Source organism: Acinetobacter higginsii, from assembly GCF_000369845.1.
GTDB classification, from domain to species: domain Bacteria; phylum Pseudomonadota; class Gammaproteobacteria; order Pseudomonadales; family Moraxellaceae; genus Acinetobacter; species Acinetobacter higginsii.
On the sequence record NZ_KB850223.1, the window covers coordinates 310,410 to 335,867 of the forward strand.

At 41.6% G+C, this 25,458-nt stretch carries 27 protein-coding genes; 11 read left to right on the top strand and 16 right to left on the bottom strand.

Annotated elements, in window-relative coordinates; translation table 11 throughout:
* Positions 1–6: 6 nt before the first annotated feature.
* The 4 genes from F885_RS01255 to sdsA form a co-directional block, all read right to left on the bottom strand.
* A complete protein-coding gene (locus F885_RS01255; RefSeq protein WP_005205916.1) occupies positions 7–1,260 on the bottom strand; it encodes an efflux RND transporter periplasmic adaptor subunit in 1,254 nt (417 codons plus the stop codon).
* The gene (locus F885_RS01250; RefSeq protein ID WP_005322703.1) at positions 1,247–1,897 is read right to left on the bottom strand and encodes a phosphatase PAP2 family protein; all 651 of its coding nucleotides are present in this window, start codon (positions 1,895–1,897) and stop codon (positions 1,247–1,249) included. Before F885_RS01250 ends, F885_RS01255 begins: the two co-directional genes overlap by 14 nt.
* Positions 1,898–2,433: 536 nt before the next feature.
* Positions 2,434–4,482: a site-specific recombinase gene (locus tag F885_RS01245; RefSeq protein ID WP_005205914.1), complete on the bottom strand. Its 2,049-nt coding sequence runs from the start codon at positions 4,480–4,482 to the stop codon at positions 2,434–2,436.
* A 14-nt stretch (positions 4,483–4,496) separates the two neighbouring features.
* Positions 4,497–5,474, bottom strand: a complete 978-nt coding sequence (gene sdsA / locus F885_RS01240; protein ID WP_004803115.1) for an All-trans-nonaprenyl-diphosphate synthase — start codon at positions 5,472–5,474, stop codon at positions 4,497–4,499.
* A gap of 450 nt (positions 5,475–5,924) precedes the next feature.
* Between sdsA and rplU the strand changes: the two genes are divergently transcribed.
* Positions 5,925–6,236 (top strand): 50S ribosomal protein L21, encoded by a 312-nt coding sequence (rplU, locus tag F885_RS01235; protein ID WP_004652230.1) that lies wholly within the window; start codon positions 5,925–5,927, stop codon positions 6,234–6,236.
* 18 nt (positions 6,237–6,254) lie between these two features.
* Positions 6,255–6,509: a 50S ribosomal protein L27 gene (rpmA, locus tag F885_RS01230; RefSeq protein ID WP_004640422.1), complete on the top strand. Its 255-nt coding sequence runs from the start codon at positions 6,255–6,257 to the stop codon at positions 6,507–6,509.
* Positions 6,510–6,576: 67 nt separating this feature from the next.
* Here rpmA and F885_RS01225 read toward each other — a convergent pair whose 3' ends face one another.
* Positions 6,577–7,446, bottom strand: a complete 870-nt coding sequence (locus tag F885_RS01225) for a pirin family protein (protein ID WP_005322712.1) — start codon at positions 7,444–7,446, stop codon at positions 6,577–6,579.
* Positions 7,447–7,734: 288 nt separating this feature from the next.
* Here F885_RS01225 and lolA point away from each other — a divergent pair, with 288 nt between their 5' ends.
* The 5 genes from lolA (at position 7,735) to F885_RS01200 (ending at position 12,729) form a co-directional block, all read left to right on the top strand.
* Positions 7,735–8,433: an outer membrane lipoprotein periplasmic chaperone LolA gene (gene lolA, locus F885_RS01220; RefSeq protein WP_005322714.1), complete on the top strand. Its 699-nt coding sequence runs from the start codon at positions 7,735–7,737 to the stop codon at positions 8,431–8,433.
* Positions 8,434–8,553: 120 nt separating this feature from the next.
* Positions 8,554–9,318 carry an RsiV family protein gene (locus tag F885_RS01215; protein ID WP_005322716.1) on the top strand — a complete coding sequence of 255 codons (765 nt, stop codon included), beginning with the start codon at positions 8,554–8,556 and terminating at the stop codon, positions 9,316–9,318.
* Between the two features lie 117 nt (positions 9,319–9,435).
* Positions 9,436–10,707: a serine--tRNA ligase gene (serS, locus tag F885_RS01210; RefSeq protein ID WP_005205904.1), complete on the top strand. Its 1,272-nt coding sequence runs from the start codon at positions 9,436–9,438 to the stop codon at positions 10,705–10,707.
* A 67-nt stretch (positions 10,708–10,774) separates the two neighbouring features.
* Complete coding sequence (gene cysG, locus F885_RS01205) at positions 10,775–12,148, top strand: siroheme synthase CysG (protein WP_005322718.1); 1,374 nt, start codon at positions 10,775–10,777, stop codon at positions 12,146–12,148.
* A 110-nt stretch (positions 12,149–12,258) separates the two neighbouring features.
* Entirely contained in the window at positions 12,259–12,729 is a 471-nt protein-coding gene (locus F885_RS01200; RefSeq protein WP_004803126.1) for a tRNA (cytidine(34)-2'-O)-methyltransferase, read from the top strand.
* Between the two features lie 11 nt (positions 12,730–12,740).
* On the opposite strand, the gene F885_RS01195 is transcribed toward F885_RS01200, so the two are convergent.
* Both F885_RS01195 and F885_RS01190 read right to left on the bottom strand, forming a co-directional pair.
* A complete protein-coding gene (locus F885_RS01195; protein ID WP_005322722.1) occupies positions 12,741–13,121 on the bottom strand; it encodes a VOC family protein in 381 nt (126 codons plus the stop codon).
* A gap of 15 nt (positions 13,122–13,136) precedes the next feature.
* Positions 13,137–13,520 carry a winged helix-turn-helix transcriptional regulator gene (locus F885_RS01190; RefSeq protein ID WP_005205896.1) on the bottom strand — a complete coding sequence of 128 codons (384 nt, stop codon included), beginning with the start codon at positions 13,518–13,520 and terminating at the stop codon, positions 13,137–13,139.
* Between the two features lie 117 nt (positions 13,521–13,637).
* On the opposite strand from F885_RS01190, the gene F885_RS01185 reads away from it, so the two are divergent.
* Positions 13,638–14,192 (top strand): flavodoxin family protein, encoded by a 555-nt coding sequence (locus F885_RS01185; RefSeq protein WP_005322723.1) that lies wholly within the window; start codon positions 13,638–13,640, stop codon positions 14,190–14,192.
* Positions 14,193–14,246: 54 nt separating this feature from the next.
* Here F885_RS01185 and F885_RS01180 read toward each other — a convergent pair whose 3' ends face one another.
* The 6 genes from F885_RS01180 to rpoD form a co-directional block, all read right to left on the bottom strand.
* Complete coding sequence (locus tag F885_RS01180) at positions 14,247–15,641, bottom strand: APC family permease (RefSeq protein WP_005192588.1); 1,395 nt, start codon at positions 15,639–15,641, stop codon at positions 14,247–14,249.
* 268 nt (positions 15,642–15,909) lie between these two features.
* A complete protein-coding gene (locus tag F885_RS01175; RefSeq protein ID WP_005322725.1) occupies positions 15,910–17,094 on the bottom strand; it encodes an iron-containing alcohol dehydrogenase in 1,185 nt (394 codons plus the stop codon).
* 1 nt (position 17,095) lies between these two features.
* Positions 17,096–17,629 (bottom strand): hypothetical protein, encoded by a 534-nt coding sequence (locus F885_RS01170; protein ID WP_005322726.1) that lies wholly within the window; start codon positions 17,627–17,629, stop codon positions 17,096–17,098.
* Positions 17,630–17,710: 81 nt separating this feature from the next.
* Complete coding sequence (gene lipB, locus F885_RS01165; protein WP_005322727.1) at positions 17,711–18,364, bottom strand: lipoyl(octanoyl) transferase LipB; 654 nt, start codon at positions 18,362–18,364, stop codon at positions 17,711–17,713.
* A gap of 150 nt (positions 18,365–18,514) precedes the next feature.
* Positions 18,515–18,802 (bottom strand): YbeD family protein, encoded by a 288-nt coding sequence (locus F885_RS01160; protein ID WP_004652212.1) that lies wholly within the window; start codon positions 18,800–18,802, stop codon positions 18,515–18,517.
* Positions 18,803–18,940: 138 nt separating this feature from the next.
* Complete coding sequence (gene rpoD, locus F885_RS01155; protein ID WP_005322729.1) at positions 18,941–20,824, bottom strand: RNA polymerase sigma factor RpoD; 1,884 nt, start codon at positions 20,822–20,824, stop codon at positions 18,941–18,943.
* A gap of 348 nt (positions 20,825–21,172) precedes the next feature.
* Between rpoD and F885_RS01150 the strand changes: the two genes are divergently transcribed.
* Complete coding sequence (locus F885_RS01150; RefSeq protein ID WP_004803146.1) at positions 21,173–21,379, top strand: PA3496 family putative envelope integrity protein; 207 nt, start codon at positions 21,173–21,175, stop codon at positions 21,377–21,379.
* A 72-nt stretch (positions 21,380–21,451) separates the two neighbouring features.
* Positions 21,452–21,976: a YecA/YgfB family protein gene (locus F885_RS01145; RefSeq protein ID WP_004803148.1), complete on the top strand. Its 525-nt coding sequence runs from the start codon at positions 21,452–21,454 to the stop codon at positions 21,974–21,976.
* 137 nt (positions 21,977–22,113) lie between these two features.
* Here F885_RS01145 and F885_RS01140 read toward each other — a convergent pair whose 3' ends face one another.
* Positions 22,114–22,719: a LysE family translocator gene (locus F885_RS01140; protein ID WP_005322737.1), complete on the bottom strand. Its 606-nt coding sequence runs from the start codon at positions 22,717–22,719 to the stop codon at positions 22,114–22,116.
* A gap of 101 nt (positions 22,720–22,820) precedes the next feature.
* Here F885_RS01140 and F885_RS01135 point away from each other — a divergent pair, with 101 nt between their 5' ends.
* Positions 22,821–23,708 carry a LysR family transcriptional regulator gene (locus F885_RS01135; protein ID WP_005322748.1) on the top strand — a complete coding sequence of 296 codons (888 nt, stop codon included), beginning with the start codon at positions 22,821–22,823 and terminating at the stop codon, positions 23,706–23,708.
* A 12-nt stretch (positions 23,709–23,720) separates the two neighbouring features.
* On the opposite strand, the gene F885_RS01130 is transcribed toward F885_RS01135, so the two are convergent.
* Both F885_RS01130 and trhO read right to left on the bottom strand, forming a co-directional pair.
* A complete protein-coding gene (locus tag F885_RS01130; RefSeq protein WP_005322749.1) occupies positions 23,721–24,344 on the bottom strand; it encodes a DedA family protein in 624 nt (207 codons plus the stop codon).
* A 145-nt stretch (positions 24,345–24,489) separates the two neighbouring features.
* Entirely contained in the window at positions 24,490–25,422 is a 933-nt protein-coding gene (trhO, locus tag F885_RS01125; protein ID WP_004803157.1) for an oxygen-dependent tRNA uridine(34) hydroxylase TrhO, read from the bottom strand.
* Between the last annotated feature and the right edge of the window lie 36 nt (positions 25,423–25,458).

Genomic DNA, 25,458 nt, shown 5'->3' on the forward strand with positions numbered 1-25,458 from the left:
TACCCCTTAAGCTTCTGAAGTTGCTTTTTGTTCAGCTTTTGGTGAATTGGCTTGCTTTTGTTGTTCAGCAGCTTTTGGTGCTGCATTTTGACCTTCAGCTGCTTTTGGTTGATAAGGTTTAGCAGACACTTCCTGTCCTTCTTTTACCTTGGCAACACCATCAACAACAACTTTATCACCAGCCTGTAAGCCTTCAGTTACAATCCAGTCTTGACCTTTGACACCCACAGTTTTAACTGGGCGTGTTTCGATCGCACCTTTTGCATTTACTACTAAAGCAATTGCTTGTCCTGTTGGTAAACGAGATACAGCTGCTTGAGGAATCAGATAGGCATTTGGCAAAACTCCTTGCGAAATTTTAGCCGTTGCATACATACCTGGTAATAACAAATGGTTTGGATTTGAGAAGACTGCACGTAAAGTCACAGTACCAGTATCCGGATTCACACTTGCATCAGAGAAAGCGAGTTGACCTTCCACTGGGTATTCAGAACCATCTTCCAGCGTGATTTTGACACGGGTATTGTTACTGTTGTTTAAGCTGCCTTTGCTGAGTTGTTGGCGTAAACGCAATAATTCAGCACTCGATTGATTGATATCAACATAGATTGGATCTAGTTGTTGAATTGTCACCAATGGATCGGCTTGGTTTGCAGTCACCAATGCACCTGGTGTCACCGAAGAACGGCTAGATTGACCAGAAATTGGTGCGCGAACAGTTGAGTAGCCCAATGTAATTTCAGCATTTTTTAATGCAGCTTCAGATGCAGCGACATCAGCTTCAGCTAATTTTACTTGAGCATTGATATCATCATATTCTTGTTTAGAAACCGCATTGGTTCCCACAAGCTGACGATAACGGCCTTCTTTCACGCGTAATGCATTTAAGTTTGCTTGTTGACGCAATAACGTTGCACGAGCATTGTCTGCTGTTGCGCGGTTGGTATTGGCATCAATTTGATAAAGTGCTTGACCTGCTTGAACGTAGCTTCCTTCAGCAAATAATCGTTTTAAGATTACGCCACCTGTTTGAGGGCGTACTTCCGAAACTTGATATGCAGAGGTTCGTCCTGACAGTTCGACGTTTTGTTCAACGCTTTGTGGTTGCGCAACAATGACACCAACTTCTGGAGGTGGCATTTTTTGAGCAGCAGCAGCTTGCTGTGCATCTTTAGGATCTTTGCTACAACCAACAAGCGCAATGCTTGTTGCTAATGCGCAAGCAGTTAGGGCAGGAGCCCAAAGCTTAGCCGACATCATTATTCCACCTCAATTTAGATTTTTTATCTAAAAACAAATTGTTGCTGAAAGTGCTTTGATACAGCCCAAACCAAAGCAACGAAGTCCAAATCAACCCAATTCCCCAACCGGCAAGTACGTCAGTTGGGTAGTGAACCCCCGCATAGACTCTAGATATCCCCATGCAGATAAACCATAAAGTAGATACTAAAATGACACTGGTGCGATATTTATGTTGTTGACACAACAACATAGCTAGACTCGCAAGGGTTGCAGCATAAAGGCTATGGGCACTTGGGAAGGATGCACCATAACTTTGAACCAAGTGATAAAACTCCATTGGTCTTGGCCGATCAATGCCCCATTTCAGAAGCCAACCAATCACAATGCTGCCACTGACACTTAAAGCGATAAACGTCACATTCTTATAATTTTTAATCCATGTTTGGTAAATACACAAAAATGTTGTTAAAAATAGTAAAAAAGGCATTCCACCGAGCCGAGAGAGCAGAACTGTCACATGATTAAGCGTAAATGAACGGTGTTCAAAAAAAGCTTGAACACTAAAAAGGTCTAAAGTTGATGCGTTGGAATTCATTAACCCAATCACACCGAGTCCTAAAAAAAAGCAACCAATACAAAGCAATAGGTATGGCATGCGCTACTCATTATTTGCTTAACCATTGTTCAGGGTTGTTGAGTGTTAGAAAGTGTACTCGCGAGTACACTTTTGGTCAAGTCTTGAAATTTTATGATAATTTCATTTCTGTGTTTTTTTAAGGTCTAGTAAAAAAACATAACAAAATTTGATGTATATCTCATTTTCAATTGACATCAGTATTTATTGAAAGAAGCTGTTTTTTTACGTATCCGATTCATCATGAAAATCACAATATCTGCCATATAACATGATTCGACGAAAGTGAAATAACAAACCACTTATTCAAAATACATCATAAAATTCTTACATAGTTAGTAATATAGAAGCATTTTTTGATCTCTATCATTCAAATTGAGATACAGACTCACGTCATCGTATCTCCTTCGGGTAAAGGGATACCATGGCTGAGAAGTGATCTATTGAACAATAGACGCTGGGAATACCAACCCATTTGAACTATTTTTGGTGGTTTGATTATACGTAAAAATAGTTCAAATGTTAGACTTGTACTTCGCTGTTTTTTCTGTACAAAGTTAGTGATGTGAAGATACGTTTTTGCTTTGCTCTTCAACTTCTACGGGTTGCTTAGGTGGCCAGAAAAAATCACTTGGTCGAGTTAAGAAATGCGTTGTCACTAACTTAGCTAAAGGTTTCCATTGTGCAAAACGAACACGACGTGCACGTAGAGCAACAATAATCGTCAAGGTAAAGCTGACAAATAAGTTGGTTAAGCCGATCAGCATCACACCTAAGAATGACACTAAAATTAAACCAATGTCAGGACCACCAATGGTCATTAAACCTTGGATAAAGTTGGCAGAAGCAAAGGCAATATGACGAATATCTAAAGGCAAGCCTAAGATAAATCCAATCGTTCCCATACTACCCAGCATGATCCCGAACAAGAAGTTACCCGCCAATGCGCCAAGATTGGTTTCAATATAGTTGGCAAATTTATCCAACCGTTGTTGTCCCATCCAGCGTTTTAAACGTCGATGCTGCTTTAAGCGTGGGCCAACTTTACGGTAAACCGCCAAGTTATCGAAATATCCCGCGATTAGGCCTGAGAAAAATAAACACACACCTGCAATTGCAGCATGTGGAACCGCCAATGAGGTAAAGGGGTTGAGACTATGTAGCAATGCGGCTGATTTGGCATGATTGAGCAGCGGTTCACCGAGATTGTATTGCCATAAAAAGGTAATCAGTGCCGCAGTTGGGATTGCAATCGAGATATTGCCTAGAATAGCAATGAACTGGGTTCGGATAATATTAATAATCAGTGCGGCCAGTTCGGCAATTTGTGCGGTCTTGCTGCCTTTTTGCTGCTGTACGGTTGATGCCAAAGCTGCAGCAGTCATGGCAGGCTGTTTGGTCGCCACGGTAAAATGCAATACATGGATCAGCATAAAACCAAGCGCATAGTTCATACTATATAAAAAGGCATGACCAAACGGTGCAAGTACCAAGCGTGCAGTTAAAATTTTCAGCGTTGCCATGGTGGCAATGATTGCACCTGCACCCGCAGCTGCCTTGTACATACCAAAGAAGCCAGCTTTGTCGGTACTTACATAATGTTCGCCTGTTTTACTGGCGTTTTCAGTTACCTGTAAGGCAATCAATTCACTGGTTGAAGTCAGTAAATGACGAACACTTTTTTCATTGTAATGAGCTTTGGTCAAATCGACGATCAGCTCACCCAATGCGGTATAACGTGCATCATTTTGACTGGCTAATAAAGTCAGCAGCAGTTCAATCCGATCAATCGCCTGTTCTAATAGTGATAATAAATAGGTCAGGCTGATACTAACCCCAATCCGTTTGGTGGCACGGCGAATTTTGAGCACCACTTCACGACACTGATCCAGCATTACAAAGGCTTGTGAAGCGTCTGGTGGCGGCAAAACAACAACCGCATCTTGATCATCAATCTGCTTTTTATATTTTTCGATGAATTCTACGATTTCTCGGTTTTGTACCAAAAAAGGTGATTCATATTCGGTAATTTCGGGTTGAGCATTAATAAATTCAGGATATAAACCGATACCGCTAATCCGATAGGACAATACCGTAATCGCTTTAATCAGCTCATTTTTTGAAACCTGCTTTTCTTTGGTATTGCTTTGGCTTTCACCTAATAGGTTGAATAGCCTAATCCAGTCCTGATTCTCAATCAGATCGAGCCATTCACTGTCATTTTCTTGATGGAACACTTTCCCAATCAGGGTTTTAAGCTGTTGACCGTCTTCGACTAAAGGGAGGAAATGCGCACCTAGACGTTGTCCCAGCTGGTTCCAAAAACCATCCAGCGATAGAATCCCGCTGTCAGCATATAAGCTTAACTGTTTATATTGGCTAATGAGCTTAAGTAAGAAATTTTGCAGCAGGATTGCTGAGGTTGGAGTCAGTAATAATATTTTGATCAGCGCATGAATACGTTGTTTGACTTCATCCGCATCATTTGAATTTTTGGGACGGATCCGATTGACCAGTTCAATCAGTAGTTGTTCGTCAAGAATAGCTTGAGGTTGGTCAAGCTGTTCCTGCATTTTTAGAAAAAGATCAGATAAGGTTAAATGCATAGGCGGTCAGAAAATTATTGTAGTCGATGTAAAGCCATTAAGGTCAAATTGATCAGTGCTTGGCGATATTCATTATCTGGCAGCGCTTTTAACGCTTCTAAAGCGGCATCCGTTTCCTGTTGGGCACGTTTTTGACAGTAATCTAGGCCACCCGAGTGATGAACAATTTCAATCACTTTATCTAAATGCTCAACACCACCCGTTGCAATACTGCGACGAATGATCTCGTGATCCTCGCCAGTTGAATGAGCTAATGCCGAAATTAACGGTAAAGTTGGTTTTCCTTCCATTAAATCATCGCCAATATTTTTACCTAATGTTTCAGCATCAGAGGTGTAATCTAAAATATCGTCGATAATCTGAAAGGCATTACCAAAATGACCTGCGAAGCGACGCAAAGGTTCACGGTATTCTTCTGCTCCCGCCAGAATAGCTGCACCTTCGGTGGCAAGTTCGAATAAACGAGAGGTTTTACCGTGGATAATTCTTAAATAGGTTTCTTCTGTGGTTTCTGGTTGGTGCTGCGATTGCAGTTGCAGTACTTCACCTTCTGCAATTTCACAGGTGCCAGTCGAGAAATCTTTTAATAAGGTCATATTGTTTAAGTCGACCAACAAATCAAAAGCTCGCGAGATTAAAAAGTCACCGACTAAAACTGCTGTTTGATTATTCCAAGTGGCATTTGCTGTTGGACGACCACGGCGCAAGTTCGATTCATCTACCACGTCATCATGAACCAAAGTTGCGGTGTGCAGCATTTCAATCACCGCAGCCAAATGCTGTGCCTGTTGCATATTGGCGAGTCCACAAGCACGCGCTGCCAATAAGCACATAATCGGGCGCATGCGTTTGCCGCCTGCTTCTACCACGTGTTTGCTGACACTCATGACGAGGCCCACTTTTGAACTAATTCCTTCATTAATCAGGCGATCCATCGCAGCAAAATCTGTCGCAACAGGGGAGAGAATGTCTTGCTTAAAATCGATAACCATATGAAGAAAAACCTCGTATAGGTGGGTAGTGTTGCCAAGTGTATCAATTAATCTGTGACTAAACAGTTATACAGACTGCGTAATCTGTCATTTAAAACACGATGATGAGCTCTTTGGTCTTAAATTAGACAGAAAAAAGGGAAGTTCCCACCAAGCGCCATTACTTTACTTATGGCACTGTAAAAACACAGTTTGTTATTGTCACAATTTGTTTTCAAAAATGTATTTCAAATTTTGATCAGAATCAATCAAAACAGTTCGCCATCAATCTAATTGATTTTGCTTAAAAATCCAAGCAAGTTATCGATATACATGTGTTTATGTAAAATCACTTGTCGTTTGATCAATTTTCACTTAAAATTTGTCCCCTTGTATAACCCCAGTGGCGTTCGTCTTAAGATCGGTATATCCCTTTATCGGCACGACGACACGGGCAAGTTGGAGTACATTATGTACGCAGTAATCCAAAGCGGTGGTAAACAGCACCGTGTTGTTGAGGGTGAAACCCTTAAAGTAGAATTATTGAAAGCTGAAACTGGCGCGACTATTACGTTTGATGACGTATTAATGGTTGTTAACGGTGACAACATTCAAATCGGTGCTCCAGTTGTTGCTGGCGCAAAAGTAACTGCAGAAGTAGTTGGCCATGGTCGTCACGACAAAATCCGCATCATCAAAATGCGTCGTCGTAAACACTACCGTAAGCAACAAGGTCACCGTCAATGGTTTACCGAGTTGAAAATTACTGGTATCGCAGGCTAACACGAGGAGTAAATAGACATGGCAACTAAAAAAGCCGGTGGATCGACGAAGAACGGTCGTGATTCGAATCCTAAGATGTTAGGTGTTAAAGTTTACGGTGGTCAAACTGTAACTGCTGGTAACATCATCGTTCGTCAACGTGGTACTGAGTTCCACGCTGGTGCAAATGTTGGTATGGGCCGTGACCATACTTTATTTGCTACTGCTGACGGCGTAGTAAAGTTTGAAGTGAAAGGTCAATTTGGCCGTCGCTATGTAACTGTTGAAGCTTAAGTTTTAATAGTTCGAGAAAACCCGCTTTGAGCGGGTTTTTTTATGTATATCAATTTTGAATTGTAGTTTAGTCGGAAGCTGTTCCAAAGTTTCCTGTTTTTAAGTCCTCGTAAGCCTTTAAAATTTCCTCATAACTGTTCATCACAAAGAAACCATGTCCATTGATTGGTTCTTGTAAGGGCGGTGCGGATAAAAATAGCAGATCACAACCCTCTAAGGCAGTGATCACAACATTTGTATCAAAGCTCGACATCACCGCTAAGGCCTGTTCTTCTAAGCGGTCTTCATGCGCTGCGAACTGAAGCTTGCCTTTACGTAAATAAATTAAAGTCGTGTCGCCATGATTGGCAGGCAGAGTGAGTTGCTGTCCTTTATTTAGGTGTACATCAAAGACATTCATCGGGCTAAAGGTTTCGGCGATCCCCTGAATATTCTGGAACTGTCCGGCCACGATACGAACATAGCCTGCATTATTTTCGAGAATGACTTTTGGGATCTTGTGATTCAGTAAGCTTTGATAATGTGGTGCTGACATTTTATCTTTTGCGGGAAGGTTGACCCACAATTGCACCATTTCAAAGTATCCACCACGCTCACGAAACTCTGGACTAAAATGTTCTGTATGCTGAATACCAGAAGCTGCCGTCATCCATTGAACATCGCCTTGCGCAATGATGCCGCCTTGACCTGTAGAATCTTGGTGTTGTAATTCACCTGCAAAAACAAAGGTCACTGTTTCAAAGCCGCGGTGTGGATGTTCATTGACACCTTTTTTCGTGCTTTTGGGTGATAAACGTCCTGGGCCTAGATGATCTAGCAATAAAAAGGGCGAGGTGGTATTACCCAGTTCCTGATAAGAAAAGACAGAAAGGGCTGGATAAAAATCGCCAATCGCAAATCGTGTGTCATTTCGGTGTATAAAGGCAAGGCTTTTCATGGACGGTGCTTTTTAAATTATTGGTTTTAGGTTATCAAACTCTTATTTTTCGTCTAGAGCATTGTTGATGAATAATTTCTCTAATCTGGCATTGAAGTCCTTAGTTGGTGAATGGCCGAAAAGTTGAATTTCATCCTTACAATCTCTACATAAAGGTTGCAACTTCATACATAATGCAGAACTTTGCGACACGAATTACACAAAACCGTTGCTTTTCTTCATTTTTTTAATGATCAAAAACAGTAAGATGTCGTCATACCAGTAGAAATCTGATAGAAGGTTGTTTTTATGAATTTCGTAAAAAAAATGGCTTATGCTGCAACGTTAAGTGCAATGACACTTGCTCCTGTTGTGAGTAGTCAGGTATTCGCTGCACCTGTAGCTGCATCGGCTCAGCAAGCGACCACAAGTTTGGTTCAACAGTTATCTGGCTTGCAACGATTCACCGCAGATTTTGAACAAACCACAAAAGTGGCAACCAGTAATAAAGCAATACAAAAAAAAGGTTTAACTGCTCAACATATGAATCAAACCTTTAAAGGAACCATGAAAGTTGAGCGTCCGGGGAAATTTTATTGGGAAACCACCAGTCCGGCCAAACAAACCATTGTGACGACAGGTAAAGTGGTGTGGATTTATGATCCAGATTTGCAGCAAGCGGTGCGTCAAAGCTTAGATGATCAAATTGCCAATACCCCAGCATTATTGTTATCGGGTAATACCAACCAGATCATGCAGTCCTATCGTGTGACGCAGCCTGACCGTACTAAACTGTATTACACCTTATATCCAAAACAGGAAGATGGTGCATTCCAAAGTTTAACCATTAGTTTTGGTGGCAATAAGGCACCGAATTTGATGGTATTACAAGACTCTTTGGGTCAAACCACTTATGTTCGTTTCAATAATATTAAAGTGAATCAGGCGATTCCAGCCTCAGTGTTTAATTTCACGCCACCTAAGGGTACCGATATTATTGATCAGTAATTGTTTACTTAATTTAAAAGCCGCACATGTTGCGGCTTTTTTATGTGAAGCTTGGATACATTTTTTAATTTCATCTCAGGGCAAGGCTTTGTATAGTGAAGAAAAACATCAGAGACTTGCATGACGATGAATACTTCACAATTATCAAAAATTATTCCACTTCTTCCTATCCTGACCGTCGTTGCGCTCGCAGGTTGCCAACCTAAAAAAGAGACCGCAGCGGCAACTGAAAAAGTGGATATTCCATTGATTCATGCAAAAGTGGTGACGGTTAAAATTCCAAAACAAAAAGTCTGTTTGGAAGATGGTTGTACCAATTATGATTTACAAACAGTTGAAACCAATCAGAAATGGATTGATGAGTATTTTGTCAATCGGATGAAAAAAGCGGAACCGAATGCATTTTCGAATATTGCGGATCAAAAAGTAAAAGTTCCTGCGGATGAAGCATCACAAAGTGAAAGCAGTACTTATGTGCGCTTTGTTGGGCAAAACTATAACTTAGCGACTTTTGCGATTCAGACCTATTCATATTCTGCAGGTGCTGCACATGGGATGTCACATCAAGAATTTGTGAATTTTGATTTGACCAATAAAAAACATATCACGGTCAGTGAGTTGCTTAAACCCGATATGAATACCAAACTGCGTGATGAACTGTATGCATCCAATCAAAACTGGTTGGAAGACCACAGCATTAAAAAAGAGCAACTACAGGTCAGTGATAACTATTACTATGGGGTAAACGGTATCGTCTTCGTCTATCCATTGTATGAATTGGCTTCTTATGCGGAAGGTATGAGTGAATTGACGCTGCCATATTATGCTGCCAAGCAGTTTGTAAAAGCAGAATACTTACCAAGCTTGCCTAAAGATCCTAATTAGTGCATGTCAGCACCTATATCTTAGCTGTAGGTGCTAAGACTTTAATTGTCAATCGCTGTATTTTTTTAGGTTAAAGCCTTACACTATAGCCAGTTTTTTCTCTATTCATGATTGATTATGATCGACCCAAAATTACTCAGAAATAATATTGAAGCAGTCAATGCTGCTTTGGCAAAACGTGGTATTCAGCTAAATGTACAAGAGTGGGCTGATTTAGAAGCTCGCCGTAAAGATTTGCAATCCAAAGCTGAAAACTTACAAGCAGAGCGTAATGCAGGTGCCAAGCAAGTCGGTCAAATCAAAAAATCAGGTGGAGATGCTTCTGAGATCATGGCACGTATGGCGGCCATTGGTGATGAAATCAAAGCTGCAGAAGTGGCTTTGGCTGAGTTGCAAGCTGAGCTGGAGCAAAAGTCTCTCGCAATTCCAAACTTGCCAGACGAATCTGTTCCCTTTGGTAAAGATGAAAGCGATAACCTTGAAATCTTGAAGTGGGGTACACCACGCCAGTTTGATTTCGAAATCAAAGACCATACCGATCTTGGTGAAATGATGGGTGGTCTGGAATTTGAAACAGCGACTAAATTAACAGGTTCACGTTTCAGCGTATTGAAAGGACCTTTGGCGCGTTTACAACGTGCTTTAGCCCAGTTCATGCTCGATACACACACGCTTAAAAATGGCTATACCGAAGCTTATGTACCATATTTGGTCAATGCAGACAGCTTACGTGGTACAGGTCAGCTCCCTAAGTTTGAAGAAGATTTATTCAAGCTACAAGGTGAAAAAGAGTATTACCTGATTCCAACCGCTGAAGTGCCGGTGACTAACTTTGTCCGTGACGAAATTATTGATGCGGATCGTTTACCACTGAAATATTCTGCACACACCCCATGTTTCCGTAGCGAAGCGGGTTCTTATGGTCGTGATACCCGTGGTTTAATTCGTCAACATCAATTCGACAAAGTTGAAATGGTGCAAATCGTAAAACCAGAGCACTCTATGCAGGCACTTGAAGAATTGACTGCACACGCAGAGGGCATTTTGCAGGCATTGGGCTTACCGTACCGTAAGATTTTGCTCTGTGGTGGTGACATGGGTTTTGGTGCTGTCAAAACTTATGACCTAGAAGTATGGGTACCAAGCCAAGATACTTATCGTGAAATCTCAAGCTGCTCAAATGTGGGTGATTTCCAAGCACGCCGTATGAAAGCACGCTACCGTGTCGATCAGAAGAAGATCGAATTGGTGCATACCTTGAATGGTTCAGGTTTGGCAGTTGGTCGTACCTTGCTTGCCGTGATGGAAAACTATCAACGCGCTGATGGTTCAATCGAGATTCCAGAAGTTTTACGTCCATATATGGGCGGTGTTAGCTACATCGACTAAACTTTGCATCGAATTTGTGCATAGTTTTTGCTTTAGCTCAATCAGATTGAAAATATAGAGGCGTGACGTGGAAATTTTCCCAATCTCTTTAAAGTTGCAGCAGCAACGTTGTCTGATTGTGGGTGGTGGGCATATTGCCTACCGCAAAGCAAACCTGCTCGTCAAAGCTGGTGCAATTGTTGATGTGATTGCACCAGACATCCTTCCTGAATTACGTCAACTTGTTGAGCAATCGGCAGGGCAATATATTCAATCACTTTTCACTGAAAATGTTTTGGCAATAGCTTATCGCCTAGTGATTGCTGCGACAGACCAGCCTGACGTCAATAAAAGCGTATTTGAACAGTGTGAACAGCGTAACCTGCTGGTCAATAGTGTCGATGATATTCCACATTGCCGTTTTATGGTGCCTGCGATTATTGATCGTTCACCGTTGGTGATTTCTGTTGCTTCCAATGGTGCATCACCCGTTTTATCCAGACAGTTGCGTACTCAGATCGAAACCATCGTGCCGCATGGTATGGGTAAATTGGCTGAGTTTTCGGGGCAATGGCGTAAGCAAGTGAAAGCCAAAATTGCCAATCCAGATGAACGTCGTATCTTCTGGGAAAACTTGTACACTAGTCCGCTGAAAGAACAGGTTTTCAATGACAATATTGATGTAGCCAATGATCTGATTGAGCAGGCTTTAACAGAATGGACTGCACCGAAAGGTGAGGTGTATTTGGTCGGGGCAGGGCCGGGCGATCCAGAACTGCTGACTTTAAAAGCCTTGCGCTTGATGCAGCAAGCCGATGTGGTGATTTATGACCGCTTGGTGTCTGCGCCCATTCTAGATTTGTGCCGCCGTGATGCTGAAAAGATTTATGTCGGTAAAGCCCGTTCTAATCATTCGGTTCCACAAGATGGCATCAATGCCTTATTGGTGGAATATGCACAGCAAGGTAAACGTGTTTGTCGTTTAAAAGGTGGCGATCCCTTTATCTTTGGACGTGGTGGAGAGGAAATTCAGGAATTGGTGCAAGCCAATGTGACTTTCCAAGTTGTTCCGGGTATTACCGCAGCTTCAGGTTGTTCTGCCTATGCAGGTATTCCACTGACGCATCGTGATTATGCGCAAAGTGTACGTTTCCTAACGGGGCATTTAAAAGAAGGCTCACCTGAGTTACCTTGGAATGAACTGGTCTATGAAAACCAAACTTTGGTGTTATACATGGGCTTGGTCGGTTTGGAACGTATTTGTGAGCAATTGATTGCACATGGTCAGCGTCCAACTATGCCTGTGGCCTTAATTTCTAAAGGAACAACCCCTGATCAGAAAGTGGTGGTGGGTACATTGGCGGATATCGCGACCAAAGTATCTGAACATCAGATCGTAGCGCCGACTTTAACCATCATTGGTGAAGTGGTCAGTCTACGTGAACAGTTAAAATGGCAATAGAATCCCTCCTTGCGGAGCTATAAGCGCTCCTCACCTCTTTAAAAAAGAGGGGGAGTTCCTCCCTTTGAAAAAGGGAGGCTAGGAGGGATTATGAAAAGTAGAGAAAATTTGTGATTCATGTCGTCCTATACGAGCCTGAGATTCCAGCGAATACAGGTAATATCATTCGTCTATGTGCCAATACCGGTGCGCAACTCCATTTGGTCAAACCTCTAGGCTTTGAGCTGGATGATAAAAAGTTGAAACGTGCAGGTTTGGACTACCATGAATGGGCAAGAATGCAAATTTGGGACAATATCGAGCTTTGCCTTGCTGATTTAAAAGCGAAGGGTGTGGAGCATGTTTTTCCGCTCACTACGAAAGGCACAGCGACACCGCATACGGTTGATCTGAACCGTCCAGTTGCCCTGTTAATGGGACCTGAAACCCGTGGTCTGCCTGAGCAAGTGCGTTTAATGTTTCCGCAAGAGCAGTGGATTCGTTTACCGATGGCTGAAAATTCAAGAAGTTTAAACCTCTCAAATGCAACCGCTGTGATTGTCTATGAAGCGTGGCGACAACAGGGTTTTAAACAACTCTGATTTATCGTGCTTTAGATATCGCCATATGGACTTGCGACAACCAGCGTATAACCATTTGGGTCTTTAAACCAAATTTCGCGATGATGCGCGTTCGGGTTGTATTTAGGACCTTCTAAAATTTCAACTTGGTGAGTTTGTAGCTTTTTGACAATCTCATCAAATTGATCGCTTTCAAACCAAAGCAAAACGCCATTCCCAATCAGCCGTTTCGGATCTCCAATATATGGATGTTCATGCGCTTGCCATTGATGCAGTTGCAACACCATACGCTGTTCATACAGCAACTGTTCATAGTCTTTGCCGCCATGACCACTTTCTAAGCCAAGTATTGTTTGATACCACTGACTGGTTTTCTCGACATCGGCTACAGCAATTAAAGGTTGTGGGTACATAGACACCTCACAGCATTATTCGAATTGTTGTTCCTGTATCGTATCAAAACGTCGTTGAGCGTAAATCACCTGTTCAATATTGCTTTCTGCCCAATCTTTGAGTTGATACGCCATTTCTGCCACCTCTAAACCAAGTGTGGTGAGTGAATAATCAACTCGAATTGGAGCGGTATCCTGCACTTGGCGCTCGATAAATCCATCTCTTTCCAACATTTTTAGCTTTTGTGACAATACTTTAGGTGAGATGCCTTGAATGCTTTTTTTCAATAGATTGAAATGTTGGGTTTCTCGTGCAAGTACATTGATGATCATCAGTACCCATTTATCTGCAATTTTTTCAAAAAATAACCGAGCAGGGCAATGTTGTTGATAAATATCGTATTTTAATGCCTGATTCATAGCGATAACCCTCATTTTCTCAATCGGATCTTAGTAGTTACCAGTTGGTAACTAATTGACACCTAGTTTCTAAAATATATCATTAAATCGAACTTTTGAAAAATTTTGGATATTCTCATGACACAAATTGCAGTTGTTTATTTCTCAGGCTATGGCCATACCAAAGTGGTTGCGGAAACTTTTGCGGGTGCGATTGACGCCTCTCTGATTGAAATTGATCAGAATGGTGAGATTACGGAACAGGATTGGCAAACGCTCAATAATGCGCAAGGTATTGTGTTTGGAGCGCCAACTTATATGGCGGCAGCCCCTTGGCAGTTTAAGAAGTTTGCTGACGCCTCTTCAAAAATCTGGTTTACCCGTGGTTGGCAAGACAAGGTGTTTGCGGGCTTTACCAATAGCGCGAGCCTGAATGGTGATAAGCAGGTGACCCTGATTCAGTTACAGACTTTGGCTTCTCAGCATGGCGGTATTTGGGTGAGTTTAGGTTTGTTGCCTGCCAATACTAAAAATGCAAAACGTGAAGATGTAAATAATCTAGGTGGTTCGGTTGGTTTGTTGGTTCAGTCACCATCAGATGCAAGTACTGATGAGATCCCAACAGGGGACTTGGAAACAGCGAAGCTTTATGCAAAACGTGTGAAATCGATTGTTGAAAAGCTGCACGGCTAAATTTTCAAGCTATAAAAAAGGCGCATTCAGCGCCTTTTTTATTACCTCATCAGATTAATGTCTGTCATCAAATTCATTATGCTGTGGCGCATTGTATTTGAAGCCTTTAGTCTTATAAGCAAGATAACCGACACCGATTACTGCCCAAGCCAGACCAATCTGTAAAGCCAATTTATCAATTTCTAACCACATCATAAACACGCTGGCAAAACCCAGTGTTGGGATAATGATGTAGCTGATAATGTCTTTTGGTGTCTTGTTCTTACCATCTCGCAATGCATAGCGAGAAATCACCGAGAAGTTAACAAAGCTAAATGCAGTTAATGCACCAAAGCTAATTAAGTTCACGATATGCTCAAGATCAAGGAAACCAGCAGACAACGCAACAACACCCACAATCAAGATGTTGTAAGTTGGCGTATGCAAGCGTGGGCTAATATGACCGAATAATTTCTTATTGATCACGCCATCACGACCCATCACATACATTAAACGCGATACACCTGCATGTGCCGAAATACCTGATGCCATCACTGCCACGACTGCAAAATATAAAACCATGGTCTTAAATGCAAGGCTACCAATCGCTGCAACCATCACGGGCTGAGATTCGTCCAGTGGATTGAAGTAGGTGCTTGGATTACTTGGAAAGTAAAGCTGAATAAAGTAGGTGCTGACAATGAAGATGATACCTGCAACCAAGGCTGTAGTGAAAATTGCACGTGGCAAAGTTTTCTCAGCATCTTTGGTTTCTTCTGCAAGTGAAGAAAGCGCATCAAAGCCTGTAAATGAGAAGCATAGGACCGTTGCACCTGCAATTAACGCCCCGACAGAGGTCATTTCATTCCAGAATGGCGCAAGTGACCATAACTCAGCTTTGTCTGGATTCAGTGTGCCATCGGCATAAACACCTTGCGTGAGCAGGATATAGACCTGATACACAAAGTAGAAAATGACACCGAGCTGGATCACGACAATGGTACTGTTAAAACGCGCAACAAAACGTGCACCAAACAGGTTAATCACGGTCATGAGCACGGTTAAACCAATCACCCAAATCCAGTTGTTCACTTCTGGGAAGAGTGCTCTCAAATAAATATCAGCAAGAATGATATTCACCAGAGGGGAGAGCAAATAGTCTAACCACGAAGACCAACCCACCATAAAACCAACATTAGGGTGAATCGACTTTTGGGCATAGGTATATGCAGAACCAGAAGACGGATAACGACGAATCATGTGACCATAACTGATCGACGTTAAAAGAATTGCAACTAAGGCAAATATGTAGGAAGTCGGTACATGACCACCACTTCTTTCAGATACTAAACCAAACGTATCAAATAAAGTTAATGGTTGAATATAAGCCAAGCCAATAATGATGATGTGCCAAAGCACAAGATTCTTTTGAAGCTTCGCTGTTGGTTGAGTCCCAGATAAATTTGTCAACGGCGTTATCCTCATAATCGTTGATCAAAGATCAGCCATAGTGTTAAGGATCATTTGAGACAAAAACGATCCCCCGTACAAAAAACGAAAGTGCGCCAATCTATCCTAAAACACTATAAATTGTCAGTACTTTTATGCTTTTTTTAGCAATTTTTTTGCCAATTGGGTAAAGAAATAGATGAATAAAGATTCACTTAAAATTAAAAAGCCCCGATACTCAATCAATATCGGGGCTTGTAAGCAGCAATACTTGATTTAACTCAATGTATTACCATGCTTTTTGTAAGATTGCACGAATGTCTTGCAAGTTTGCTTCTTTCGGATTGTAAATGATAGAACCATCATTCAATGCCTTATCTGCAACTTCATCCAGTTGTGCTTCAGTGACTTTACCTGTTTCGCGTAACGTACGTGGCAGTTTGGTCAGGCTGAAAAGACGATCACGCATTGCTAAAATTGTGGCAATGGCTTTGTCTGCACGTAAGTTTGCAGGAGTTTGTGCATAAATATCGGCACCCGCAAGTGGTAGCAGTAATTCACCAATCTTGTCGCCATTAATCTCTTTATTGTATTCCAGCACGTATGGCAGGAATAAGTTCATGCATAAGCCGTGGGGTAGATGGGCAACTGCACCAAGCGCATGACCCAATGAGTGCACTAAGCCCACCATTGAATTTGAGAAGGCAATCCCCGCCATGGTGGATGCTTGTGCAAGCTCTAAACGACTTTGTGCATCGCTTGGATTGTCTAAAACTTTGAACAGGTTTTCGCTGATTTTTTTAATCCCTGCGCTGGCATAAGCATCACTGAGTGGGTTGGCAGCTAAACAGGTATAGGCTTCAACACAGTGTGTCAGTGCATCCATACCCGTCATGGCAGTCAGATGCGGCGGCAAAGTCTGAGTCATGCGTGGATCAAGAATCGCGGCATGTGGCATCAGATAATAAGAAGCAAAAGCCAGTTTAACATTGCGTTGGGTATCCGACACCACAGCAACCATTGTCACTTCTGAACCAGTACCAGAGGTGGTTGGAATCACAAAGAATGGCTTAAGTGGTTTTGGCAGGTTATGAGCACCTGAATATTGTAATAAATCATCACCACCTTCAGACACCAAGATATTGGTCGCTTTAGAGGTGTCGATGACTGAGCCACCACCAATCGCGATGATTGCATCACATTTTTTCTGGCGGTAAAGTTCTGCGGCTAAGCGAACCACTTCCAAGCTTGAATCGGGTGGAACATCATCAAAGATCGCACCAATCACCGCATCAGTTGTACTAAAAGCTGCTTCGATTGGGCTAAGTAAACCATTGGCACGGACACCTTTATCGGTAATGATCATTGGGCGTTTTGCGCCAAGCGTCGCAAGTTCAAACGGGATATGCTCTAAGGCAGCGTTACCAGCAATGACTTTTACAGGACAGAAAAACTCGTAATAAGGCTTAGCCATGTTATGCGCTCCGTTTGAGATATGATTTTGCGACTTTAAGATAAATATTTTTTGCACCCGTGAATTTTTCTTTTAATGTTAATTCAGTAGGGTAGCGTTTGACTGCAAGTGAAGCGATTAGCTTAGGTAAGATCAGGGCTTCCATTTTATTCAAGCAACGCACCAGACGGATGGCGCTTGAAACATCACCATCGGCAATCATACGGTCATTAGCAAAGGCTTGCGCGGTACTTTCTTGGAAAGAAAATACCAAAAAGGCATGGGTTAAATGCTTGAAGGTAATGGTTAAATCAGGCTTGCCTTTGTAATTGGACAATAGCTCTAATTGTTTTTCTTCGGTTACTCGAGCAACAAATGCAGGTCCATTGGGGAAAACATTCATTGAAAGGATAAAACCTACAGGAAACTTCGATACTTCCTGTTGTACTTCATCATCCACTTGGCTTGCCATCACGAGGCCACGACCCACAACATCCATCATGAGTTTGACGTAGGCAAATTGCAACGTGGGCTTCACTGCTTTGGTTGAAATCACTTGCGTATCCCTTGTTAAAATTATGCAAAAGCTAATTTAGAGTATTTACTCTAATTTATTTTATTAGAATTGAAAAGTAAATTATTCAGATTTGACTACAAGGTCATTAAAGAAATCGGTATTTTTTAAATAAGTAATGAAAGTATCACAGAGCTGTTCAAAGCTTGGGTAATCTTCAAGTAAGTCTTGCAGGCGCACCATTTCTAAACCTGCATAGCCGCATGGGTTAATGGTTTGAAAGCCAGTTAAGTCACAGTCAATATTCAGGGCAAGGCCATGATAACTACGCCCACGACGGATTTTAAAACCGAGTGAACCAATCTTGCGTCCATCCACATACACCCCAGGTGCATCTGGTTTGGCATAAGCATCGATATTGTACTGTTTGAGCAGATCAATCATGGCTTGTTCTGCAAAACTGACCAAAGTACGGACATGCCATTTCAGGCGATTGAGATCTAACAGGAAATAGGCAACCAATTGACCTCTGCCATGCCAAGTGACTTGGCCACCGCGATCAGTATGTACAATCGGCAGACTACTGTGCAGCAGAATATGTTCAGGCTTACCTGCTTGTCCTTGGGTCAGGACATCTTGATGTTGAAGCAGCCAAACTTCATCGGGTGTAGTTTCATCACGATGAGTTGTGAAGTCTTTCATTGCTTCAAAACGCGTCGTGTAATCTTGTAGATCATTGAAACAACGAATGATTAAAGTTGGTTTTGCAGCACTCATTACAACAGAACATCCTTTACAGTTTTTAAATGGTCAATAGCTTAATTATGTAATGATTTGGGGAGGATAAATAGCTATTTATCAAAATGTTGAAGCTTATTTTTAGTGCAAAAAAAAGTCCAAAACACTTTCGTATTTTGGACTTTTTAATTAAAGCGCTGTCTTAATTAAAGGACAGGCTGCAAGATCAGCGTATAAGGCATGAACTTGTTCCAGCTCTTCAAAGCGTAATTGTGCAGTTAAAGAGTGGTATTTGCCTGTACGTGACGGCTGAACTTTTACCGTGTCGCCATCAAACTCAGGGAAGTGCTTCTGCAAAATATCAACAACAGCCACTCGAAGTTCATCCCCTGCATTACCAATCAATTTGATCGGATAGTCCATCGGGAAAACCCAAAGATGTTCTTGCAATTCACGAGAAGGAGTGCGGTCTAACATGAGCAACCTCTTAATTTGAAACGCCTGCATCAGTGCAGGCGCTTTTGATCTAATACATAGATGGGGATGAAGTATTGAACTTCAAGTCCTGCGCTAAACCAATACAATGCATTGGTCTAGCACAAGATTTCCCAAAGATTAGTCGTTTTCCAAGAATGAACGTAAGTGTTCTGAACGAGAAGGGTGACGAAGCTTACGTAACGCTTTCGCTTCAATCTGACGAATACGTTCACGTGTTACGTCAAACTGTTTACCTACTTCTTCTAAAGTATGGTCGGTTGGCATATCGATACCAAAACGCATTTTCAATACTTTTGCTTCACGTTCAGTCAAGTTTTCAAGTACTTCACGTGTCGCTTCTTTTAAGCCTTCTGAGGTCGCAGCATCCACTGGTGAAGTGATGTTTGAGTCCTCAATGAAGTCACCAAGATGCGAATCTTCATCATCACCGATCGGTGTTTCCATCGAAATCGGTTCTTTTGCGATTTTAAGTACTTTACGAACTTTAACTTCGTCCATTTCCAGACGCTCACCCAATTCTTCAGGAGTCGGTTCACGGCCCATTTCTTGAAGAAGTTGACGAGAAACACGATTGATCTTGTTAATCGTTTCAATCATGTGTACTGGAATACGAATGGTACGTGCTTGGTCGGCAATCGAACGTGTAATCGCCTGACGAATCCACCACGTTGCATAAGTCGAGAATTTATAACCACGACGATATTCAAACTTGTCCACGGCTTTCATCAAACCGATGTTACCTTCTTGAATCAAGTCGAGGAACTGTAAGCCACGGTTGGTATATTTTTTCGCAATCGAAATTACCAAACGTAAGTTTGCTTCAACCATCTCTTTCTTGGCACGACGTGCTTTCGCTTCACCAACAGCCATACGTTTCGAGATATCTTTGATATCTTTAACGTTTAAACCAAGATCTTTCTCAATATCTGCAATTTTTTGCTGGAATGCCAATACGTCAGGACGTACTTTCTCTAAATGTGCTTTGGTTTCAGCCGGTGCTTTGGCAATTTGTTCGTCTAACCAAGCTGGATTTGATTCTTGCTCAGGGAAGGTCATACGGAACTGGGTACGATCCATACGACCACGACGGACTGCATAACGCATAATTTCACGTTCATTTGAACGAATTTGGTCATGTGTACCACGAATCATTTCTGAAATGATTTCGAATAAGCGTGGTGTAAATTTGAACATCATGAACACAGCAGCAAGCGCTTCAAGCGCAGCTTTTGCTTCATCACTATCACGACCGTGTTTCGCTACCACCGTTTTAGTTTCATTCCAAGCCGCTTCTAATTCAGAGAAACGAACTTTGGCAACTTCAGGGTCTGGACCTGATTCACCTTCAGAATCATCATCACCTTCAGATTCTTCTTCTTCGTCATCATCATCGAGTTTGACGTCTTTTGCTTTAGGTGAAGCATCTTCGTCTTCTTCAAGCTCAGCTTCTTCTTCAAGAACTTCTGGAATATCTTCGTCAGTTTCTGGGTCTAAATAACCAGAGAGAATATCGGCAAGACGACGCTCACCAGTTAAAAAGTCATTATATTCTTGTAAAACAACTTCAACAGCATTTGGCCAGTAAGCAATCGAATGTAAAACGTCACGAATACCTTCTTCGATGCGTTTTGCAATGCTAATTTCGCCTTCGCGTGTAAGAAGTTCAACCGTACCCATTTCACGCATATACATACGTACAGGGTCTGTGGTACGACCAGGCTCACTTTCAACCGATGCTAATACGGCAGCAGCTTCTTCTTCGGCAACTTCGTCAGCCGCTTCAGTTGATTCACCAAACATGGTGTCATCAGTTTCTGGTGCACGTTCATGCACTGGAATACCAACGTCTTGAAGCATCTGAATGATGTCTTCAATCTGCTCACTTTCCGTAATTGAGTCTGGTAGATGATCGTTAACCTCAGCGTAAGTTAAATAACCTTGCTCTTTGCCTCGGCTAATCAGAGCCGCTACTTGCGAAGTAGGGGAATTCATATCGCTCATCTTTGCTTACTCTTTTGTTGAATCTGGGGCGGTGAAAAACCGTGCATGATAGCACAATTCACGATGAATGTTTTGGATTCGATCCGTTAACTTTAAAATAAAAATAGCTTTGATTTCACGTTCGTTTCTTGAATATGGGGTTGAGTCATAAATTTTCAAGCAGTCAGTCCTGATTAAAGATGTTTTTTAATTACAATTGTTCTTAGATTATAAATACACAAAAAAACTGACGAAAAAAAGTACAAAACATCGTTTTATCACAAAAAAAACAAATAAAACTTGACAAGGTGGGCTAAGACCGATAAATAGCGGCTAGACCCATTTATATTTTTTCATTAGAGGTACTTAGTGTCTTCTACAGATTTTGAATTAGATGATGATAACTATGGTGAAGATGATGCAGGTTTTGATGAGTCATCTGGAAAAATTACTGCCAAAGAATCATTAGAAAAGCGCCGTTTGATTGATGAGCTTCTGGCGCAACGTCGTTTAGAGCGAGAACTCAAAGATTTTGATTACGATTTCGACGACGATGATCTTGATGACGAAGACTAAGCAAAATTGCTAAGACTTTATGTCCGAAAATGTTATGCTGTTGACGATGTATTTTTAAAATTGGATTAAAGAATGAGCACGTTAGATTTAGACTTATTGAGTAACTATCTTGACGGCGATCAAAATGAATATGGTCTAGATTTTGCAGCGACTCATGGCTTTTTGTGTGCGATTGCAGTTGGTCCACAATTTGATCGTTGGTTAGATGAGCTTTTCGAGAGTAATCAAAAGAAACTTCCTGCTGAAGTGCTTGAGCAGGTTAAGCTTTGGTTGGAGTCTATTCGTCAGGATTTAGCCAATGAAAATGGAATCGAGTTTCCATTTGAAATCGAAGAAGCGGACGTTGAATCGAGCTTAGGTGATTGGAGTGTTGGTTTTGTTGATGCCATGTTCCTTAATGAAGATGCGTGGTTTGCGCCTGAGTTTGAAGAACAGCTTATCGATTTAACATTACCAATTATGGTGTTTAGCGGAATTGATGAAGAAGATCCACAAATGGAATCTTTCCGTCGCAATGGTCAGTTGATGGATGAATTAGCGGAAGAAATTCCAAATAATTTAAATGAACTCTATCTGATGTACCATACGCCAGCATAAGAATACCTCGGATACTGTGATCATCGCAGTTGAAGAATGACAAACAAATAAAATATTAAAACGCCTCTAGAAGGCGTTTTTTTATTGCCGACAGTTGGCGTTGTTGCTTTACATTTAGATCGTTTAAAGATCATTATTTAAAAATGAGCAAAAAATAGACTCAGTCCTAAAGCACTCAAGATACAACCAATCACTCGATTAATGCTGATTTGTCGAGCAAGAATTTTATTTCGAATGAAAGGGGCAGAACAAAAAAGTGCCACGAGACAAAACCAAACCAAATGACTGCTAGAAATAAAAAAACCATAGCCGATTAACTTGTGCAGGTTGTTGGTGGTGGTCATGACTTGTGCATAAATACTCATGACAAAAAGTGTAGTTTTGGGGTTGAGACTATTGGTGAGAAAACCATGCCTAAAAGCCTGCCAACGTGTGATTTGATGGCTATTTTCATCAAACAGAATGGGGGCTTCGGTAAAGGTTTTGTAGCCAATATAGATCAAATAAGCTGCACCCATATATTGAATCAGATGAATTAAACTGGGGAGGTGTTTCTGTAAAAAGCTGAGTCCAATCAAGCTGTAGCTGATATGGACCCAGACACCCATCGCAATGCCGTAGGCGGTACACATGCCCAAATGTCGACCATAGAGATAGCTGTTTCGGGTCACTAGGGCGAAGTCAGCACCTGGGCTGATGACTGCAAGCAGGGTGACGATGCCGACGGCAATGATTTCATTCACTCATCTATTCCTAAACTGAATCATTAAAGATTTTTTATATTTTTCATATTCTTGCTATATTTAAAATTGAAGTTAATTCTTGTTATGCATGAGTTTTTGGAATGATTGAACGATTATCTTTGAATTCACTCAAGTTTTTTTATTACGTGGCCTGTTATGAAAGTGTGACGCTTGCTGCGGAAAAGCTATTTGTGACGCAAAGTGCGGTAAGCAAGCAACTTAAAAACTTGGAAGAAAGTTTAGGCTTGCTGCTATTTGTACGTGAAGCCAGAAAATTAACTTTGACCTCAGAAGGTGAGGTGCTGTTTGATTGCTGTCAGCAGGTCTTTCAACAGATTGAGCAGTGCGTAGTGCAATTACAGCAACACAATAAGGTGCAGAAGAACCTGATTCTTTCTTGTGAACCGACACTGGCCATGAAATGGCTGATTCCTCGTTTAGCGCAATTTAAACAGCGCTATCCTGAATTTGAGGTGAGCTTGTTAACCGGTGGTGGAGCGGTGGATTTTACTGCACAGCATGTTGACGTGGCGCTGAGAAGAGATGATTTTGATTGGGGCGCTGCCCTGTATAGTGAAAAAATTGCAGATGAACAGATGTTTGCTGTGCGGGCGAAGAATGATCATGCGGCAATGACGCAGTTGTTTATTTCCAAGTCCAGACCTCAGCTATGGCAACAGTTTAAACGTCGGCATCCAGAGCAACTCAGTGGTTTAAAACGATCTTCACTTGAGCATTTTTATCTCTGTATTGAGGCTTGTTTGGCGGGTTTAGGTGCAACAGTAGTTTCTGCCTATATGGTTGAACGAGAAATGAAATATCAGATGCTGGAGCCACTCACCACGACTTATGCGGATGGTTCGGCCTATCATTTATTGTCTGCCCAGCCTTTTGAAGCGGATATTCGTAAACGATTGCTGAGAGACTGGTTAAGGGATGAAATGCATAAAAGCCAACTGGGATTTAACGCAATTTCATCTCAGGTCTAAGTTTTGTTAGTGTTATTGGTTATGGTTTGATTTAGATCGGTAAAACTTTTTAATTGCCCACCAGATGATATACAAGGCAATTAGGGCGAAGATCAGATAGCTGATACGTTGAAGAATCGCCAGCATGAGTGTCTGATTTTCACTAAAATGATAACCGAGATAGGCAAGGAAACTGGTCCAAATCAGCGTTCCAGCGCTACTGTAGAGCATAAATTTACTAAAAGGCATCCGGCTGATCCCTGCAGGGATACTAATCAAGGAACGGACTGCTGGAATCATTCGCCCGAAGAAAACAATGCGATGCCCATGTTTGTTAAACCATGTCAGTGCTTTGTCTAAATCAGCAACCTGAATGCGTAAATATTTGCCATAACGTTCGATAAACTGAAACAGTCGTTGTTGTGGAACTTTTCGACCGATCCAATAGAACAACATCGCAGCTAAAATTGAACCAGCACTTCCTGCAATAATGACGCCGATCAGGGTGAGTTCACCTTTTGAAGCGGTATAGCCAGCCGATGGCATAATGATTTCTGAGGGAATAGGCGGGAAGATATTATCTAGGAACATTAAAAATGCGATACCTAAATACCCAAGTTTTTCCATGATCGATAAGACCCAATCTTCAAGTCCCATAATGCCCTTATATGATTCATTTGATTATTGTTTTTAGCATAGAGGGGTGCAGGGCAATGCTCAAGGGTTGAATCGTTACATGATTTTTTATCAAGGTAATAAAAAAGCCATAGTCTAACTATGGCTTTTAATCGACTTGTTAAGCTTATAGACGTTTGCGTTTTGCAGCAGCAATCTGTGACTGACGCATACGGAAGCCTGCTTTTTGTTTGTCTGTGGTTTTATCAATACAGTACACACAAGATACGCCATGTTCATAGCTTGGCAGTTCAGCTTCAACTTTGGTCAATGGCCAACCGCAAGCATGACACTTGATGTTTTCACCTTCTTCAACACCATGGGTCACCGCAGTACGGCCATCAAATACGAAACATTCACCTTCCCACATGCTTTCTTCGGCAGGGGTTTCTTCTAAGTATTTAAGAATACCGCCTTTCAGGTGATAAACTTCATTGAAACCTTCTTGAAGCAAGAGGGAGGTAGATTTTTCACAACGAATACCACCGGTACAGAACATCGCAATTTTTTTGTCTTTATGCTGTTCAAGGTTTTGTTTTACGTATTCAGGAAATTCGCGGAATGATTCTGTTTTAGGGTCGATTGCACCTTTGAATGTGCCTGCTTTATATTCATAATCATTACGGGTATCGATCAGGATTACATCATCACGATTAATCAGCTCATTCCATTCTTTAGGATCAAGATAGTGACCAACTAAATCACGTGGCTTGACTTCTACACCTAAAGTTACAATTTCATTTTTAAGTTTAATTTTCATTTTACGGAATGGCTTTTCAGAGCTTTCAGACTCTTTATATTCCATTGCGTTAAAACCTTCGTTTAAAAGGAATTGATGAACTGCATCAATTGCGGCACGGTCACCAGCAACAGTTCCATTTATCCCTTCAGACGCTACAATCAGAGTTCCACATAAATTGATGCTATTCACTAAGTCCAAAAGACGTTGTTGCAGATCCGCTGCATCTGAAACTTCTTTAAATTGATATAGTGCTGCAACAACCCAATTATTGGTCGCTTGCTGTTCTACAGGTGCAAGCTGTTCTACAGTAGCGTTCATGGATAACTCCAAATGTATTAAGATAGAAAAATTAGG

Coding starts and splice junctions, on each gene's coding strand:
- F885_RS01255 (WP_005205916.1), bottom strand. CDS start 1,260: ATGATGTCGGCTAAGCTTTGGGCTCCTGCCCTAACTGCTTGCGCATTA.
- F885_RS01250 (WP_005322703.1), bottom strand. CDS start 1,897: ATGCCATACCTATTGCTTTGTATTGGTTGCTTTTTTTTAGGACTCGGT.
- F885_RS01245 (WP_005205914.1), bottom strand. CDS start 4,482: ATGCATTTAACCTTATCTGATCTTTTTCTAAAAATGCAGGAACAGCTT.
- sdsA (WP_004803115.1), bottom strand. CDS start 5,474: ATGGTTATCGATTTTAAGCAAGACATTCTCTCCCCTGTTGCGACAGAT.
- rplU (WP_004652230.1), top strand. CDS start 5,925: ATGTACGCAGTAATCCAAAGCGGTGGTAAACAGCACCGTGTTGTTGAG.
- rpmA (WP_004640422.1), top strand. CDS start 6,255: ATGGCAACTAAAAAAGCCGGTGGATCGACGAAGAACGGTCGTGATTCG.
- F885_RS01225 (WP_005322712.1), bottom strand. CDS start 7,446: ATGAAAAGCCTTGCCTTTATACACCGAAATGACACACGATTTGCGATT.
- lolA (WP_005322714.1), top strand. CDS start 7,735: ATGAATTTCGTAAAAAAAATGGCTTATGCTGCAACGTTAAGTGCAATG.
- F885_RS01215 (WP_005322716.1), top strand. CDS start 8,554: ATGACGATGAATACTTCACAATTATCAAAAATTATTCCACTTCTTCCT.
- serS (WP_005205904.1), top strand. CDS start 9,436: ATGATCGACCCAAAATTACTCAGAAATAATATTGAAGCAGTCAATGCT.
- F885_RS01195 (WP_005322722.1), bottom strand. CDS start 13,121: ATGTACCCACAACCTTTAATTGCTGTAGCCGATGTCGAGAAAACCAGT.
- F885_RS01190 (WP_005205896.1), bottom strand. CDS start 13,520: ATGAATCAGGCATTAAAATACGATATTTATCAACAACATTGCCCTGCT.
- F885_RS01185 (WP_005322723.1), top strand. CDS start 13,638: ATGACACAAATTGCAGTTGTTTATTTCTCAGGCTATGGCCATACCAAA.
- F885_RS01175 (WP_005322725.1), bottom strand. CDS start 17,094: ATGGCTAAGCCTTATTACGAGTTTTTCTGTCCTGTAAAAGTCATTGCT.
- lipB (WP_005322727.1), bottom strand. CDS start 18,364: ATGAGTGCTGCAAAACCAACTTTAATCATTCGTTGTTTCAATGATCTA.
- F885_RS01160 (WP_004652212.1), bottom strand. CDS start 18,802: ATGTTAGACCGCACTCCTTCTCGTGAATTGCAAGAACATCTTTGGGTT.
- rpoD (WP_005322729.1), bottom strand. CDS start 20,824: ATGAGCGATATGAATTCCCCTACTTCGCAAGTAGCGGCTCTGATTAGC.
- F885_RS01145 (WP_004803148.1), top strand. CDS start 21,452: ATGAGCACGTTAGATTTAGACTTATTGAGTAACTATCTTGACGGCGAT.
- F885_RS01135 (WP_005322748.1), top strand. CDS start 22,821: ATGATTGAACGATTATCTTTGAATTCACTCAAGTTTTTTTATTACGTG.
- F885_RS01130 (WP_005322749.1), bottom strand. CDS start 24,344: ATGGGACTTGAAGATTGGGTCTTATCGATCATGGAAAAACTTGGGTAT.
- trhO (WP_004803157.1), bottom strand. CDS start 25,422: ATGAACGCTACTGTAGAACAGCTTGCACCTGTAGAACAGCAAGCGACC.